11 protein-coding genes and 1 pseudogene are annotated in these 13,226 nt (G+C 66.4%); 8 read left to right on the top strand and 4 right to left on the bottom strand.

Features of this window, described 5'->3' with window-relative positions; translation table 11 throughout:
* Positions 1-261: 261 nt before the first annotated feature.
* From imuA to U5768_RS25660, 3 genes are read left to right on the top strand one after another with little or no spacing between them, the layout of a single operon-like run.
* Positions 262-1,104, top strand: coding sequence for a translesion DNA synthesis-associated protein ImuA (imuA, locus tag U5768_RS25670; RefSeq protein ID WP_322033185.1), 843 nt, complete (start codon positions 262-264; stop codon positions 1,102-1,104).
* Positions 1,013-2,617, top strand: a complete 1,605-nt coding sequence (locus U5768_RS25665; protein WP_322033184.1) for a DNA polymerase Y family protein — start codon at positions 1,013-1,015, stop codon at positions 2,615-2,617. The genes imuA and U5768_RS25665 overlap by 92 nt, the downstream gene beginning before the upstream one ends.
* Before the next feature lie 19 nt (positions 2,618-2,636).
* Entirely contained in the window at positions 2,637-6,071 is a 3,435-nt protein-coding gene (locus U5768_RS25660) for an error-prone DNA polymerase (protein ID WP_322033183.1), read from the top strand.
* A gap of 18 nt (positions 6,072-6,089) precedes the next feature.
* Here the strand turns inward: U5768_RS25660 and U5768_RS25655 are convergent, their stop codons facing one another.
* Both U5768_RS25655 and U5768_RS25650 read right to left on the bottom strand, forming a co-directional pair.
* Entirely contained in the window at positions 6,090-6,998 is a 909-nt protein-coding gene (locus U5768_RS25655; RefSeq protein WP_322033182.1) for an SDR family oxidoreductase, read from the bottom strand.
* Positions 6,999-7,009: 11 nt separating this feature from the next.
* The gene (locus U5768_RS25650; RefSeq protein ID WP_322033181.1) at positions 7,010-7,216 is read right to left on the bottom strand and encodes a heavy-metal-associated domain-containing protein; all 207 of its coding nucleotides are present in this window, start codon (positions 7,214-7,216) and stop codon (positions 7,010-7,012) included.
* 159 nt (positions 7,217-7,375) lie between these two features.
* Between U5768_RS25650 and cueR the strand changes: the two genes are divergently transcribed.
* From cueR to U5768_RS25635, 3 genes are all read left to right on the top strand, one after another.
* Entirely contained in the window at positions 7,376-7,801 is a 426-nt protein-coding gene (cueR, locus tag U5768_RS25645; RefSeq protein ID WP_322033180.1) for a Cu(I)-responsive transcriptional regulator, read from the top strand.
* Between the two features lie 297 nt (positions 7,802-8,098).
* A complete protein-coding gene (locus tag U5768_RS25640) occupies positions 8,099-8,245 on the top strand; it encodes a DUF3563 family protein (RefSeq protein ID WP_322033179.1) in 147 nt (48 codons plus the stop codon).
* Positions 8,246-8,470: 225 nt separating this feature from the next.
* Entirely contained in the window at positions 8,471-8,776 is a 306-nt protein-coding gene (locus U5768_RS25635; protein ID WP_322033178.1) for a hypothetical protein, read from the top strand.
* 28 nt (positions 8,777-8,804) lie between these two features.
* Here the strand turns inward: U5768_RS25635 and U5768_RS25630 are convergent, their stop codons facing one another.
* Both U5768_RS25630 and U5768_RS25625 read right to left on the bottom strand, forming a co-directional pair.
* The gene (locus U5768_RS25630; protein ID WP_322033177.1) at positions 8,805-9,650 is read right to left on the bottom strand and encodes a 23S rRNA (adenine(2030)-N(6))-methyltransferase RlmJ; all 846 of its coding nucleotides are present in this window, start codon (positions 9,648-9,650) and stop codon (positions 8,805-8,807) included.
* Between the two features lie 135 nt (positions 9,651-9,785).
* A pseudogene (locus U5768_RS25625) lies at positions 9,786-10,756 on the bottom strand (potassium channel beta subunit family protein).
* 271 nt (positions 10,757-11,027) lie between these two features.
* On the opposite strand from U5768_RS25625, the gene U5768_RS25620 reads away from it, so the two are divergent.
* Positions 11,028-11,831 carry a 3-hydroxybutyrate dehydrogenase gene (locus U5768_RS25620; protein WP_322033176.1) on the top strand — a complete coding sequence of 268 codons (804 nt, stop codon included), beginning with the start codon at positions 11,028-11,030 and terminating at the stop codon, positions 11,829-11,831.
* Positions 11,832-11,860: 29 nt separating this feature from the next.
* The gene (locus tag U5768_RS25615; protein WP_322033175.1) at positions 11,861-13,138 is read left to right on the top strand and encodes a patatin-like phospholipase family protein; all 1,278 of its coding nucleotides are present in this window, start codon (positions 11,861-11,863) and stop codon (positions 13,136-13,138) included.
* Positions 13,139-13,226 lie beyond the last annotated feature (88 nt).

Here is a 13,226-nt window from a genome sequence, read left to right as displayed (position 1 = left end):
CTGACAGGCGGGAAAAGGCGGCCGGGCGCGATGCCCGCCTGCCTGCGCGATTCCGCAATGGGTCGCATGGGTCGTAATGGGTCGCATGGATCGCATGGATCGCGAAATTTATCCTTCCCTTATTTCCCGCCTTCCTCCAATCCTGAAAAATACTGTATAAATATACAGGTGGAGGCGAATCGACCTCCTTCCTGCCGATGCCCCATTTTCTTGCCGGGCAGGGCGGAGCATTCCCTATTCCCATTAACCAGGCCACGAACCATGGCAGCAGCCCAAACCACTGCTCAGCTTGCCGCGCACTTGCCTCCCCGGCTGCAAAGCCGCGTATGGCAAGGCGATCAGCTCGCGCATGCCAGCGAGCGCTCGATGCCGAGCGGCCACGCCGTGCTCGACGCCCAGCTTCCCGGCGCGGGCTGGCCCGCAGGCAGCCTGACCGAACTGCTCGTCGAGCAGGGCGGCGTGGGCGAGATGCGGCTCGTCGCTCCTGCGCTGCGCGCGCTTACCGCGCAGGCGGGCCGGCATGTGCTGCTCGTCGCGCCGCCGTGGCGACCCTACGCCTGCGCGCTCAAGGCGTGGGGGCTTGCGCTGGAGCGCGTGATCTGGGTGCGCGCTGCCGAGGACGAGGCCGCATGGGTAGCCGAGCAGGCGCTCAAGCAGGAAGGCATGGGCGCCGTGCTGCTCTGGCAGACGAAGGCGCGCGCCGACGCCGTGCGCCGCTTGCAGGTCGCCGCCCAGGATTCGCAGGCGCTCGCGTTTCTGGTGCGCCCGCTCGCCGCGCGCAATCAGTCGTCGCCGGCGCCGCTGCGCATGACTTGCTCGCCCGTGCCGTCGCCCGACGACGGGAGCGTGAACCGGCGGCAATGGATGCAGCTCGCCGCGCTTTCCGTCGATATCTTCAAGCGCCGCGGGCCGCCGCCCGCCCAGCCACTCGTCATTTCATTGCCGCTGCAGGACGCGGTGCTGCCCCAGCCGGATGCAGCTTCCGCCGTCATGCCGTGGCCCGGGATCAATCATGCTGTGGATCGCCGTCACCTTGCCGTTGTTGCCGCTGGAGGCCGTCAGACCTCTAGTGCCGCCGGCGCCGTCAACATCGCGCCTGCCTGAAAACGCCGATGCCGATGCCGATGTGGCGAGCGCGCCGCGCTGTTATGCGCTCGCCGACCACTCGCGCATCCTGATTGCCGATCTCGACGCGTGGCGCCTGGGCGTCGAGCCCGGCAACACGCGCTCGCATGCGCTCGCGCTCGCGCCGGGGCTCGTGCTGCTCGAAGCCGATCCGGCGCGCGAGACCCGCGCGTTCGAGGCGCTCGCGCTCGCATTGCTCGCCTATACGCCCAAGGTGTCGTTCGCGCAGTCGCACACGCTCTTGCTCGAAGTCGGCTCGGGCTTGCGTCTTTTCGGCGGCATGCGCGCGCTGCTCGGCAAGGTCGCGGCAACCGTGGCCGGTTGCGGGCACGCCGCGCGCATAGCCTGCGCGCCCACGGCGTGGGGCGCGTGGACGCTCGCGCAGGCGCGCGTCACGCGCTCGTCGCGCCGCTGGCGCGTGCTCAAGGAAACGACGCTCGCGCGCGTGCTCGATGCGCTGCCTGTCACGCTTGCGCCGTTCGCCGCGCAGCACGATCACGCGCTCACGCAGATCGGCTGCGCGACGCTCGGCGATCTGCGGCGGCTGCCGCGCGACGGCATCGTGCGGCGTTTCGGCGATGGCGTGCTCGGCTGGCTCGCGCAGGCGCGGGGCGAAGCGCCCGATCCGCGCGTGTGGTTCGCCGCGCCGCCGTCGTTTCACGCGTCGCTCGAATTGCAGGCGCGCGTGGAGAGCGCCGAGGCGCTGCTCTTTGCCGCCCGCCGGCTCGTGATGCAACTGGCCGGGTGGCTCGCCGCGCAACACGCGGCGTTGAGCGGCTTCGAACTGCGTCTGGAGCACGAGCTGGCTTCGCGGCACGCGCCGCGCACGTCGAGCCTCGCGATCGCCTGGGCGTCGCCTTCGCGCGATGCCGAGCATCTGCTGTGGCTGCTGCGCGAGCGCCTGAATCAGACGGAGCTTGCCGCGCCCGTGATCGGGCTTGCGCTCGTGGCCTCGCACGTGAGCGAATACGCGGCGCCCACCGACACGCTCTTTCCGATGGCCGAGGCCGCCGAGGCATCGCTCGGCCAGCTCTTCGAGCGCATCGGCGCGCGGCTTGGCGAGCAGAACGTGCTGCAGCTTTTCGTCGAAGACGATCATCGGCCCGAACTGGCGATGTCGGCGCGCCCTTACCGCGAGAGCGGTGCGAAGCGCGCGCGCAAGCCGCGCAAGGCAGGCAAGCCGCAGCAGGAAACCGGCGCGAGCGCGCCCGTGCAAAGCGCCTTCGACCTGCCCGAGGTGCCGCTGCCGGCCCAGCCGCGCCCGGCGTGGCTGCTCGAAAAGCCGCTCAAGCTCGCCATGCGCGGCGACCGGCCGGTCTATCGGCGGCCACTCAAGACGCTCACGCGCACCGAGCGCATCGAGTCCGGCTGGTGGGACGGCGAGGGCGTGGAGCGCGATTACTACGTCGCCGCCGACGATCAGGGCCGCATGTTCTGGCTGTATCGCGAGCGCATGGGCGGCCAGTGGTATCTGCAAGGGCTTTTCGGCTAGCGCTCAGGTTTCAGGAATCATGTCGCCGCCTTCACCGTTGCCCGCGCAGTTGCCTCACTACGCGGAACTGCACTGCCTGACCAATTTCACCTTCCTGCGCGGCGCGTCGCGCCCGGGCGAGATGGTCGATCAGGCGATCCGCCACGGCTACCGCGCGCTCGCGATCACCGACGAATGCTCGTTCGCGGGCGTGGTGCGCGCCTGGAGCGCGCTCAACGAATACGACGAGCCGCGTAAAAAAGCCTATGACGAAGCCGTGCGCGCGGCCGGCGAACGCGGCGGCGATACAGCCGCGGCGGCATTGGGCCCGTTCGAGCCGTCGCTGCATTTGCTGATCGGCAGCGAGCTGAATCTTGTCGATGAACATGGCGCGCCATTCTGCACGATAGTTGCGCTGGCAACGAACCGGGAAGGCTACGGCAACTTGTGCGAGCTGATCACGCTTGCGCGCTCGCGTGCGGCGAAAGGCAGCTATCGCGTGCACCCCGCCGATTTCACCGCGCCGCAGCCGGGCTTCGAGCATTTGAAGCATTTGCGCGACTGTGTGCTGCTGCTCGTGCCGCAGCGCGCGGCCACGCTCGCGCAAACGCTGCGCGCCGCGCACTGGCTCGCAGGCTTCGCGGCCGACCGCGCGTGGCTCGCGCTCGAACTCTGGCGAACCGGCGGCGACGAGGCGCAGACCGAAGTGCTGCGCCACGTTTCGCAGGAAAGCGGCTTGCCGCTCGTCGCGGCGGGCGGCGTGCTGATGCACGTACGTTCGCGCAAGCCCCTGCAGGACACGCTGAGCGCGATCCGCATCGGCAAGCCGCTCGCGTCGTGCGGGTGCGCGCTGGAGGCGAACGCCGAGCGGCATCTGCGCTCGCGCGTGGTGCTCGGCTCGATTTATCCGCGCGAGGCGCTCGACGCGACGCTCGACGTCGCGCGCCGCTGCACGTTCTCGCTCGGCGAGCTGGCCTACGAATATCCCGAGGAACTGGTGCCGCCCGATGAGACGCCCCAGACGTGGCTGCGCAAGCTCGTGATGAAGGGCGCGCTGGAGCGCTGGCCGGACGGCCTGAACGACAAGCGCCGCAAGCAGATCGAGGCGGAACTCGTGCTCATCGAGGAGTTGAAGTACGAGAAGTACTTCCTCACGGTGCACGACATCGTCCACTTCGCGCGCGAACAGAAGATTCTGTGCCAGGGGCGCGGATCGGCGGCGAACTCGGTGGTTTGCTACTGCCTGAAGATCACCGAGATCGACCCCGTTCACATGAACATGCTCGTCGCGCGCTTTCTGTCCCGCGCGCGCAACGAGCCGCCCGACATCGACGTCGACTTCGAGCATCAGCGGCGCGAAGAAGTCATTCAGTACATCTATCGCAAGTACGGCACGCGCCGCGCCGCGCTGGCCGCGACGCTCATCACCTATCGCTCGCGCAGCGCGTTGCGCGACGTGGGCAAGGCGCTCGGCCTCGACAATGCGCTCGTCGAAAAGCTCTCGGGCGCGCATCAGTGGTGGGACGGTCCCGATTCGATCGCGCGCCATCTGGAGGAGGCCGGCTTCTCGCCGGACTCGCACGTCACGCAGCAGTTGATCCGCCTCACGCGCGAGCTGCACGGTTTTCCGCGCCATCTCTCGCAGCACGTGGGCGGTTTCGTGATCGCGCGCGACAAGCTCTCGCGCCTCGTGCCGATCGAAAACGCGGCGATGAAGGACCGCTACGTGATCGAGTGGGACAAGGACGATATCGACGCGCTACGTCTGCTGAAGATGGACGTGCTCGCGCTCGGCATGCTCTCGGCGATCCGGCGCTCGCTCGAATTCGTGGCGCTACGGCGCGGGCTGCCCGAGATGCGCGTGCAGGACATTCCGGGCGAGGACCGGGCGGTGTATCGCATGTGCGCGAAGGCCGATACGGCAGGCGTGTTCCAGATCGAGTCGCGCGCGCAGCAGAGCATGTTGCCGCGCTTGCGGCCGCGCACCTATTACGACCTCGTGATCCAGGTGGCGATCGTGCGGCCGGGGCCGATCCAGGGCGACATGGTGCATCCGTACCTGAAACGCAGGCACGGAGACGAGGTGGTGGAATACGCGAAGGAAGACTTGCGCCCCGTGCTCGAACGCACGCTCGGCGTGCCGATCTTCCAGGAGCAGGTGATGCATCTCGCGATGATCGCCGCCGGCTATTCGGGCGAGGAAGCCGACAGGTTGCGCCGCGCGATGGCCGCGTGGCGGCGCGACGGCGATCTGAGGCCGTATCAGGCCGACCTTACGGCTCGCATGCTTGCCAAGGGCTATGAAAAGGCCTTCGCCGATCGCATCTGCAAACAGATCGAGGGTTTCGGCGACTACGGCTTTCCGGAAAGCCACGCGGCGAGCTTCGCGCTGCTCGTCTATACGAGTTCGTGGCTCAAGCGTTACGAGCCGGCCGCCTTTCTCGCAGGACTCCTGAACAGTCAGCCGCTCGGGTTCTATTCGCCTTCGCAGCTCGTGCAGGATGCGAAGCGCCACGGCGTGCCGGTGCGCGCGCCCGACATCGCGCTAAGCGACTGGGAATCCGTGCTGGAAGTGCGCGGCAAACCCGGCAAGCGGCTCGACGACCAAACGGGCCGCATCCGCCGCACGCGAGCCGCGCATTACCACGCGCAATTGCTGGCCGCGCTCGCGCGCCGCGCGCGGCCCCGCCTTGGCGAACTCATGAGCCGCCATCGGCGCCTCGTCCGCGTGCGCGCCGCGACGGCGCCGCAGTATTACGGGCTTGGCGGCCCGGCCGTGCGCCTCGGCTTCAGTCTCATCAAGGGCTTTTCCGAAGAGGCCGCGCGGCGTGTGATGCAGGCGCGCGAGCACGCACCCTTCACCGATGTCGACGATCTCGCGCGCCGCGCGGCGCTCACGCGGCGCGAACTGGAGGCGCTGGCTGCGTCGAATGCGCTGGCGAGCATCGCGGGCCACCGGCGCGAGGCGTGGTGGGCCGTGACCGCGCAGCACGCGGTGCCCGCGCTGTTGCGCGATGCGCCCGTGGCCGAAGCGCCGCTCGCGTTGCCGCGTGCTTCCGAGGGCGCGGAAATCGTCGCCGATTACGCGAGTCTGCGGCTCACGCTCAATCGCCATCCGCTCGAACTGCTGCGCCACGGCCTCGCAAAACAGGGGTTTCGCACTGCGGAGCAACTCGCGCATTGCACGCACGGCAAGCGCGTGCGCGTGTGCGGAATCGTCACGGTGCGGCAGCGGCCGGGCACGGCGAAAGGCACGATCTTCGTGTCGCTCGAAGACGAGACCGGCAGCATCAACGTGATCGTGCACGCCACGCTCGTGGAGTCGCAGCGCAAGGAGTTGCTAGGGTCTTCGCTGCTGGCGGTGGCGGGCGTGGTGCAGCGCCAGGACGAAGTGGTGCACCTCGTGGCGCACCGGTTGGAGGACCACAGCCGGCTGCTCGGACGGCTCGCGACGGAGAGCCGGAATTTTCACTGAAGCGCGGGCGGCAGGGCGCTAGCCGTTTTTCATGAAAGCGTCGAGCACGGCGCGAATCGCCGCGTCGAACGGCGTGCGGCGGCCCATGCCCAGTGTTTCGAGGCGGCTCGAATCGAGATGACAGTCGCGCGGGCGCGGCGTCGCGTCGGCGGGCGTCGGTTGCGCGAGCAGACGCGCCTGAACGCCAAGCGTCTGCGCGATCCGCTGGGCGATGTCGTACTTCGTCATCGGCTCGTCGCCGGACCATTGCGCGACGCCGCGTACGGGCTCGCCGTCCGCGCAACGCAGCAGTAGTTCGCGGATCACGAACGCCACGTCGGGCGTGAAGGTGGGAAAGCGCGTGGCCCATGCGTCCATCGGCGCCGCCTGAGCGCCGGGCCGCGCCGAAGCGAGGATGGCCGGCACGAGGCTCGTGACCGCGGACTCGTGCCAGCCGACGATCGGCCCGTACAGCAGCGGCAGGCGTAGTACGAGGGCGTTGTCGCTCGCTTCGAGCAGGGCGCGCTCGCCTTCGAGCTTGCTGTGACCGTAGGCGTTGAGCGGATTCGGGGTGTCGTCCGCGCGATAGGGCGGCTGCGTGCCGTCGAACACGTAATCGGTGGAGATCGAGAGCACCCACGCGCCGCGCTGCCGCGCCGCCGCGGCGATGCTGCGCACCGCATCGACATTGAGCGCGCGCGCTGCCGCCGGATCGTGCTCGCACACGTCGGGGCGGCGCTCGGCGGCGGCCAGCACGATCGCGTCGGGCGCCTCGCGCTCGACGAATGCATTTACGGCCTGCGCGTCGCGCACGTCGAGCACGGTCTGCTGCGGGCCGCCGTTGCGGAACGCGGTCGGGACGACTTGCCAGGGGGTATCGGCGGCGAGTTCGCGCACCACGGCGCGCCCGAGCAAGCCGGACGCGCCGATCACGGCAACCTTGAACATGGCGCGGCCTGTCAGACGTTGACCGTGCCGACCACGGTGTAGCCGGCTTCGTCGATCGCCGACTTCAGGACTTCGGCGCTCTGGCTCGATTCGACCTTGACGCGGCCCGCGGCCAGATCGATCTCGACTTTTGCCTGCGCGTCCTGCTCGTGAATGGCGCGGGTGACGGCGCCTACACAGTGCTGGCAGCTCATGCCTTCGACGTTGAACTGGATCATCGTGTGTTCCTTTTTCAGAGATTGCGGCTGGTGACTACGCCATACGAGCGATATGAGGCCGCGGGCGGATTATGCCAGCCGAGGGCGATCGCCGTACTGGAGCTTCCCATCATGGGAAGGTGTACGATCAGACCATTCATCAAAAAGCGGGAGAACGGCGTGAACATCGGCGAAGCGGCGCGCGAATCGGGCGTCACGGCAAAAATGATTCGCTACTACGAAAGTGTCGGGCTGCTGGCGCCCAAAGGGCGCACGGAGTCCGGCTACCGCGTTTATGGCGCGCAAGAGGTGCATTCGCTGCGCTTCATTCGCCAGGCGCGCCGGCTTGGCTTTCTCGTGGACGACATCCGGCGCCTGCTGGCGCTTTGGCACGACCGCTCGCGCGCGAGCGCCGAGGTCAAGTCGATTGCGCTCGAACATGTCGCCGAACTCGATCAGCGCATCGCGGAACTGTCCCAGATGCGCGATACGCTCGCTCACCTGGCCTCGCATTGCCAGGGCAACGACCGGCCCGACTGCCCGATCATCGAACGGCTCGCCGAAGCTACCGCGACAGATTGTCACGAATCCGGTCACTCGCCGTGAACGAAGGTGCAACCGCAGCGGGCAAATTGAAGCAGCGTTAAAAGGTGATTGCACCATATTGGTGCTGTTGTTCCTTCTTCACGCCAGGCATTCGCGAAATCGCTCGGAAATGTGTCGATAAAACATGAAGTTGCCGATCCGTGGCCGCCAGTCATTCCAAAATGGAATGCCCGGCATTCGGGCAATTCACTAGCAAATTTGGGTGCAACCGCTACAATACGGGTTATCCCTGATGAGGGTTATCCCTGATGCGATTTCACCGGGGATCGCCGAACCGAATCCTTGGAGCACACCATCATGTTTGCATTCCTTCTCGAAAAGCTGAGCAACTGGTTTGAAACTGCGGAACGTCGCCGCCGCGAAGCGTATCTGGCATCGTCGGCCGATATCGTGCAACTCGAACAGCGCATTCGTTCGATCGAGTCGAGCGGCTACTCGCTGTAAGCCGGTTTCAAGCCGTACCGCTTCAAGCCCCGCATTTGGCGGGGCTTTCTCATTCCTGCACCGCCGATTGAAGCGAGTCTGAGCCTTCCCACCGGGGTAAGGTAAAGTCTTTTTGCGACAAGCCGTCATAGCAATGGTGTCGCTTTCTCTCCGGGGGCCGTTATGGTGCAAAACCGCATTTCCCAACGCTTGCTGCGTCGTTTTTCTGCTGCGCGAGCGTGTCTCGTGGCTGTCGTCGTGGCGTGCGCCAGCGCCGGCGCGCAAGCGGGGCAGCCGCTGATTCTGGATACGCAACGAGGGATCAGCGACGGCCAGCCGGGCGTGGTTCTGCAAAATGCGCCGCTCTCGCACGAGCCGATGGTTCAGGCGACGCAGCCGGCCGGTCTTGCGCCGGATTCGTCTCAACCCTTCATCGTCGCGCCGTATGTGGAAGTGCAGCAGGGCGGCGGCCGTCCGAATCCGCCGCCGCGTCCGCCGCGGCCTCCTCATCGCCCCACGCCGCTTCCGCAACCGGTGCCCTCCGGGCAGTGACGCGGCTTGCGCGAGGTGAGTTCGCCGCTCAGTCGCCGCGCGACTCGATCCTGAATTGTGCGCCGGCGTCCTGGCCGAGCGTTTTCACGAGCCACGGCAGCGCTTCTTTCATCGCCGCTTCGAGCGTGTAGGGCGGGTTCAGGATGAACATGCCGCTGCCGTAAAGACCGAAGCCGTCTTCGGGTGGATGGCTCACCGAAAGCGTGAGGTGCAGCCAGTTCTTGTCCTGCAGACGCTTGAGTTGCTCCGGGAAGCGCTGCGACTCGGAGCGCGTGACCTGCGGATACCAGACCGCATACGTGCCGCTCGCGAAGCGCTTGAGGCTCTCCTCGACGCACGCGAGCGTGCGCGCGTAGTCGCGCTTGTCCTCGAAAGACGGATCGATCAGCACGAGCGCCCGGCGCGGCGGCGGGGGCAGAAGCGCCTTGATGCCGTCGAAGCCGTCGCCCTCGTAGATCATCACGCGGCGCCCCGCGTCGTGGAAGCGGTGGCGCAGCACGTCGATTTCCGTGCTGTGCAACTCGAAGAGCCGCATGCGGTCCTGCTCGCGCATGAGACGCCATGCGAGATACGGAGACCCCGGGTAGAAGCGCAAGTCGCCATCGGGGTTCAGCGCCGCCACTTCGTCGACGTAATCCGCGAGCGCCGCAGGCAGGTCGTCGCAGCCCCACAGCTTGCCGATGCCCGTGTCGAATTCGGCGTTCTTCGTGGCGTAGCCTTCGCGCAATGCGTAGGCGCCGGCGCCCGCGTGGGTGTCGATGTACCAGTACGCCTTGTCCTTCTTGCCGAGGTAACGCAGCAGTTGCACGACGACGGCGTGTTTCAGGACATCGGCATGATTGCCGGCGTGGAAGGCGTGACGGTAGCTCAGCATGATGGACGGTGAGAACGGGGAAGACGGCAGCGGCGGCGCGATTGCTGTACGGCCGGCGAGGCCGCGTATTGTACGCCACGCACGTAAGCCATGTACGCCGCCGCCATGCGTCGCACGCGGTACGGCGGCCGCGCGTCAGTCGTAAGCGTCGCCGACGATCGCCTCGATCTGCGCCTTGATGTCCGGCGTGATCTTTTCCGCCACGTCGCGCGCCTTCATGTTTTCGCCGATCTGCTCGATGCGCGACGCGCCAGTGATGACCGTGCTCACGCGAGGGTTCTTCAGGATCCACGCGAGCGCCAGTTGTCCCACCGAGCAGTCGAGTTGTTTAGCGAAGTCGGCAAGCTTTCCGACGATCTCGTTCTTTTGAGGATCGGTGACATTCTTGCGCAGCCAGTCGTAGCCCTGCAGTTCCGCGCGGCTGCCCGACGGCACGCCGCCGCGGTACTTGCCGGTGAGCAGGCCCGAGGCAAGCGGGCTCCAGGTGGTGAGGCCGAGGCCGATGTCCTCATAAAGCCGACGGTATTCGTCTTCCACGCGCTTGCGATGGAACAGGTTGTATTGCGGCTGTTCCATGACTGGCTTGTGCAGGTGATGGCGCTCCGCGATTTCCCACGCGGCGCGGATTTCGTCGGCGCTCCATTCGGACGTGCCCCAGTAGAGCGCCTTGCCGCGCGTGATCATGTCGCTCATCGCCCAAACGGTTTCTCGACCGGCGTGTTCGGGTCGGGGCGGTGGCAGAACACGAGATCGACGTAATCGAGCTGCAGCCGTTTGAGCGAGCCGTCGATGGCGTTCATCAGGTACTTGCGGTTGAGCGTGTGGTACTGGTTGGGCGCTTCGTTCAAGCCCCAGAAGAACTTCGTGGAGACCACATAGCTCACGCGCGGCCATGCGAGTTCCTTGAGCGCCTCGCCCATGAGTTCTTCTGACTTGCCGCCGGCGTAGGCCTCGGCGTTGTCGAAGAAGTTGATGCCCGCGTCGCGCGCCGCCGCGAGCGATTCGCGCGCGAGCCTTGCGTCGACCTGGTTGCCGTAGGTGACCCACGAGCCGATGGACAGTTCGCTTACCTGCAGGCCTGAGCGGCCCAGTCGCCGATAGTTCATTAACGCCTCCTTGTGAGCCGACAACGCTAGCACGACTTGGCCTTTGCTGCCGAGCGGGCTCGCGAGCGCTGGCTTTCCGCGCCGCGCCTTGCAGTGCGGCGAAAATGGCCTTTGCCTGTCTTGCTCGCTGCTTCGACATGACGTGTTCATGCACAATAGCCCGGTTGGCCGCGACGCAACATCCGGCCGGATGGCATAAGCCATTCGTCAGGTTTGACGGCGCGCGCTCCCAGGTTTCATTCTGTTGCGTTCACTCACATGGAGGTGCCCGATGTCGTCTCTCTCTCTGAACACGAAACTCGATGGCAAGGTCGCGGTCGTTACCGGCGCGGCCAGCGGCATCGGCAAGCAAATCGCTCTCACGCTCGCGCAGGCGGGCGCCGCGGTCGCCATCGCCGACCTGAACCAGAGCGGTGCGGACGCCGTGGCCGAAGAGATCAAGGGCGCGGGCGGCAAGGCCATGGGCGTCGCCATGGACGTCACCAATGAGGACGCCGTGAACCAGGGCATCGACCGCGTCGCGGCCGAATTCGGCCCGGTCGACATCCTCGTTTCGAACGCCGGCATCCAGATCGTGAACCCCATTGAAAACTACGCGTTTTCCGACTGGAAGAAGATGCAGGCCATTCATGTGGACGGCGCGTTCCTCACCACGAAGGCGGTGCTCAAGCACATGTACAAGGACGACCGCGGCGGCGTGGTGATCTACATGGGTTCGGTGCATTCGCACGAAGCGTCGCCGCTCAAGTCCGCGTATGTCGCGGCCAAGCACGCGCTGCTCGGCCTCGCGCGCGTGCTTGCGAAGGAAGGCGGCAAGCACAATGTGCGCTCGCACGTGGTGTGTCCGGGCTTTGTGCGCACGCCGCTCGTGGAAAAGCAGATTCCCGAGCAGGCGAAGGAGCTGGGCATCTCCGAGGAAGAAGTGATCAAGCGCGTGATGCTCGGCGGCACGGTGGACGGCATTTTCACGACCGTCGAAGACGTCGCGCAAACCGTGCTGTTCCTCTCGGCGTTCCCGAGCGCCGCGTTCACGGGCCAGTCCTTCGTGGTGAGCCACGGCTGGTTCATGCAATAACGCAAACATCGGGCGCAGGAGGCGCAGCAATGGCGCAACGCAGGAAGGAGCAGGTTCAGTCGAGCGCGGTCGACGACGAGGTCGGCGCGCACACCGGTGCATACACCGGCGCGCACATCGCTCGCGCGCCGCAGCCGCGTGATTCGCAGTGCGGCGCGCAGGCCCGCGAGTGGGAAACCATCGCGCTCACGCTGCAAGGGGGCGGTGCGCTCGGCGCGTATCAGGCGGGCGTGTACGAAGGGCTTTTCGAGGCGGGCGTGGCGCCCAACTGGATCGCGGGCATTTCGATCGGCGCGCTCAATACCGCCATCATCGCGGGCAATGCGCCGGAGCATCGCGTGGCGCGCCTGCGCGAGTTCTGGGAGACGATCTGCCAGCCGGCCTATAGCCTCCCCCTGCCGCCCTTCGTCGAGCATGCGCTATTCAATTCGACTGCCGCCGTGCGCAAGACCTTCACGGCCATGCAGGCGGCGGGCGCGCTCGTGGAAGGGCAGAAGGGCTTTTTCGTGCCGCGCTTTCCGCCGCCGCTGCCCAATGGATCGGGTTCGCCCGAAACGGCCAGCTATTACGACACGAAGCCGCTCAAAGCCACGCTGGAGCGTCTGTGCGACTTCGAGCGCATCAATTCCGGCGAAACGCGCGTGTCCATCGGCGCGGTCAACGTGGGCAGCGGCAACTTCGTCTACTTCGACAACACGATCACGACGTTGCGCCCCGAGCATTTCATCGCCTCGGGCGCGTTGCCGCCGGGCTTCGCGGCAGTGGAGATCGACGGCGAGTATTACTGGGACGGCGGCCTGATGTCGAACACGCCGCTCTACGAAGTGATCCAGACCACGCCGCGGCGCGACACGCTCGCGTTCCAGGTCGATCTCTGGAGCGCGCGCGGGCCGGTGCCCGACAACCTCATCGACGTGCAGGGCCGCATGAAGGACATTCAGTATTCGAGCCGCACGCGTCTCGTGACCGACATCCTGCAGCGCTCGCAGCGTTACCGGCACGTGCTGCGCGAGGTGCTGGAGCGCGTCGCGCCCGAGCATCGCAACGATCCGTGGATCGCGCTCGCCGACGAACTCTCGTGCTCGAAGAAGTACAACGTGATCCACCTCATCTACCGGCAAAAGGAATACGAGGGGCACTTCAAGGACTACCAGTTCGGCCTCTCGACCATGCAGGAGCATTGGGCAAGCGGCTTGCAGGACATCCGCGCGTCGCTCGCGCAGCCGGGCTGGCTTGAGAAGCCCGATAACGAGTCGGGCTTCGTCACGCACGATATTCACCGCGACAGGCGCGGTCACGGCGTCTGAGTTTTCCGGGTTCGTTCGCCAAAGAAAAAGGCGTCCGTTCTTTAGAACGGACGCCTTTTTTATCGCATCAGCACACCGCTTTGCGAGC

The organism is Paraburkholderia sp. J76, from assembly GCF_905220295.1.
Taxonomy (GTDB): domain Bacteria; phylum Pseudomonadota; class Gammaproteobacteria; order Burkholderiales; family Burkholderiaceae; genus Paraburkholderia.
This window is presented reverse-complemented; position numbering and strand designations above follow the sequence as displayed.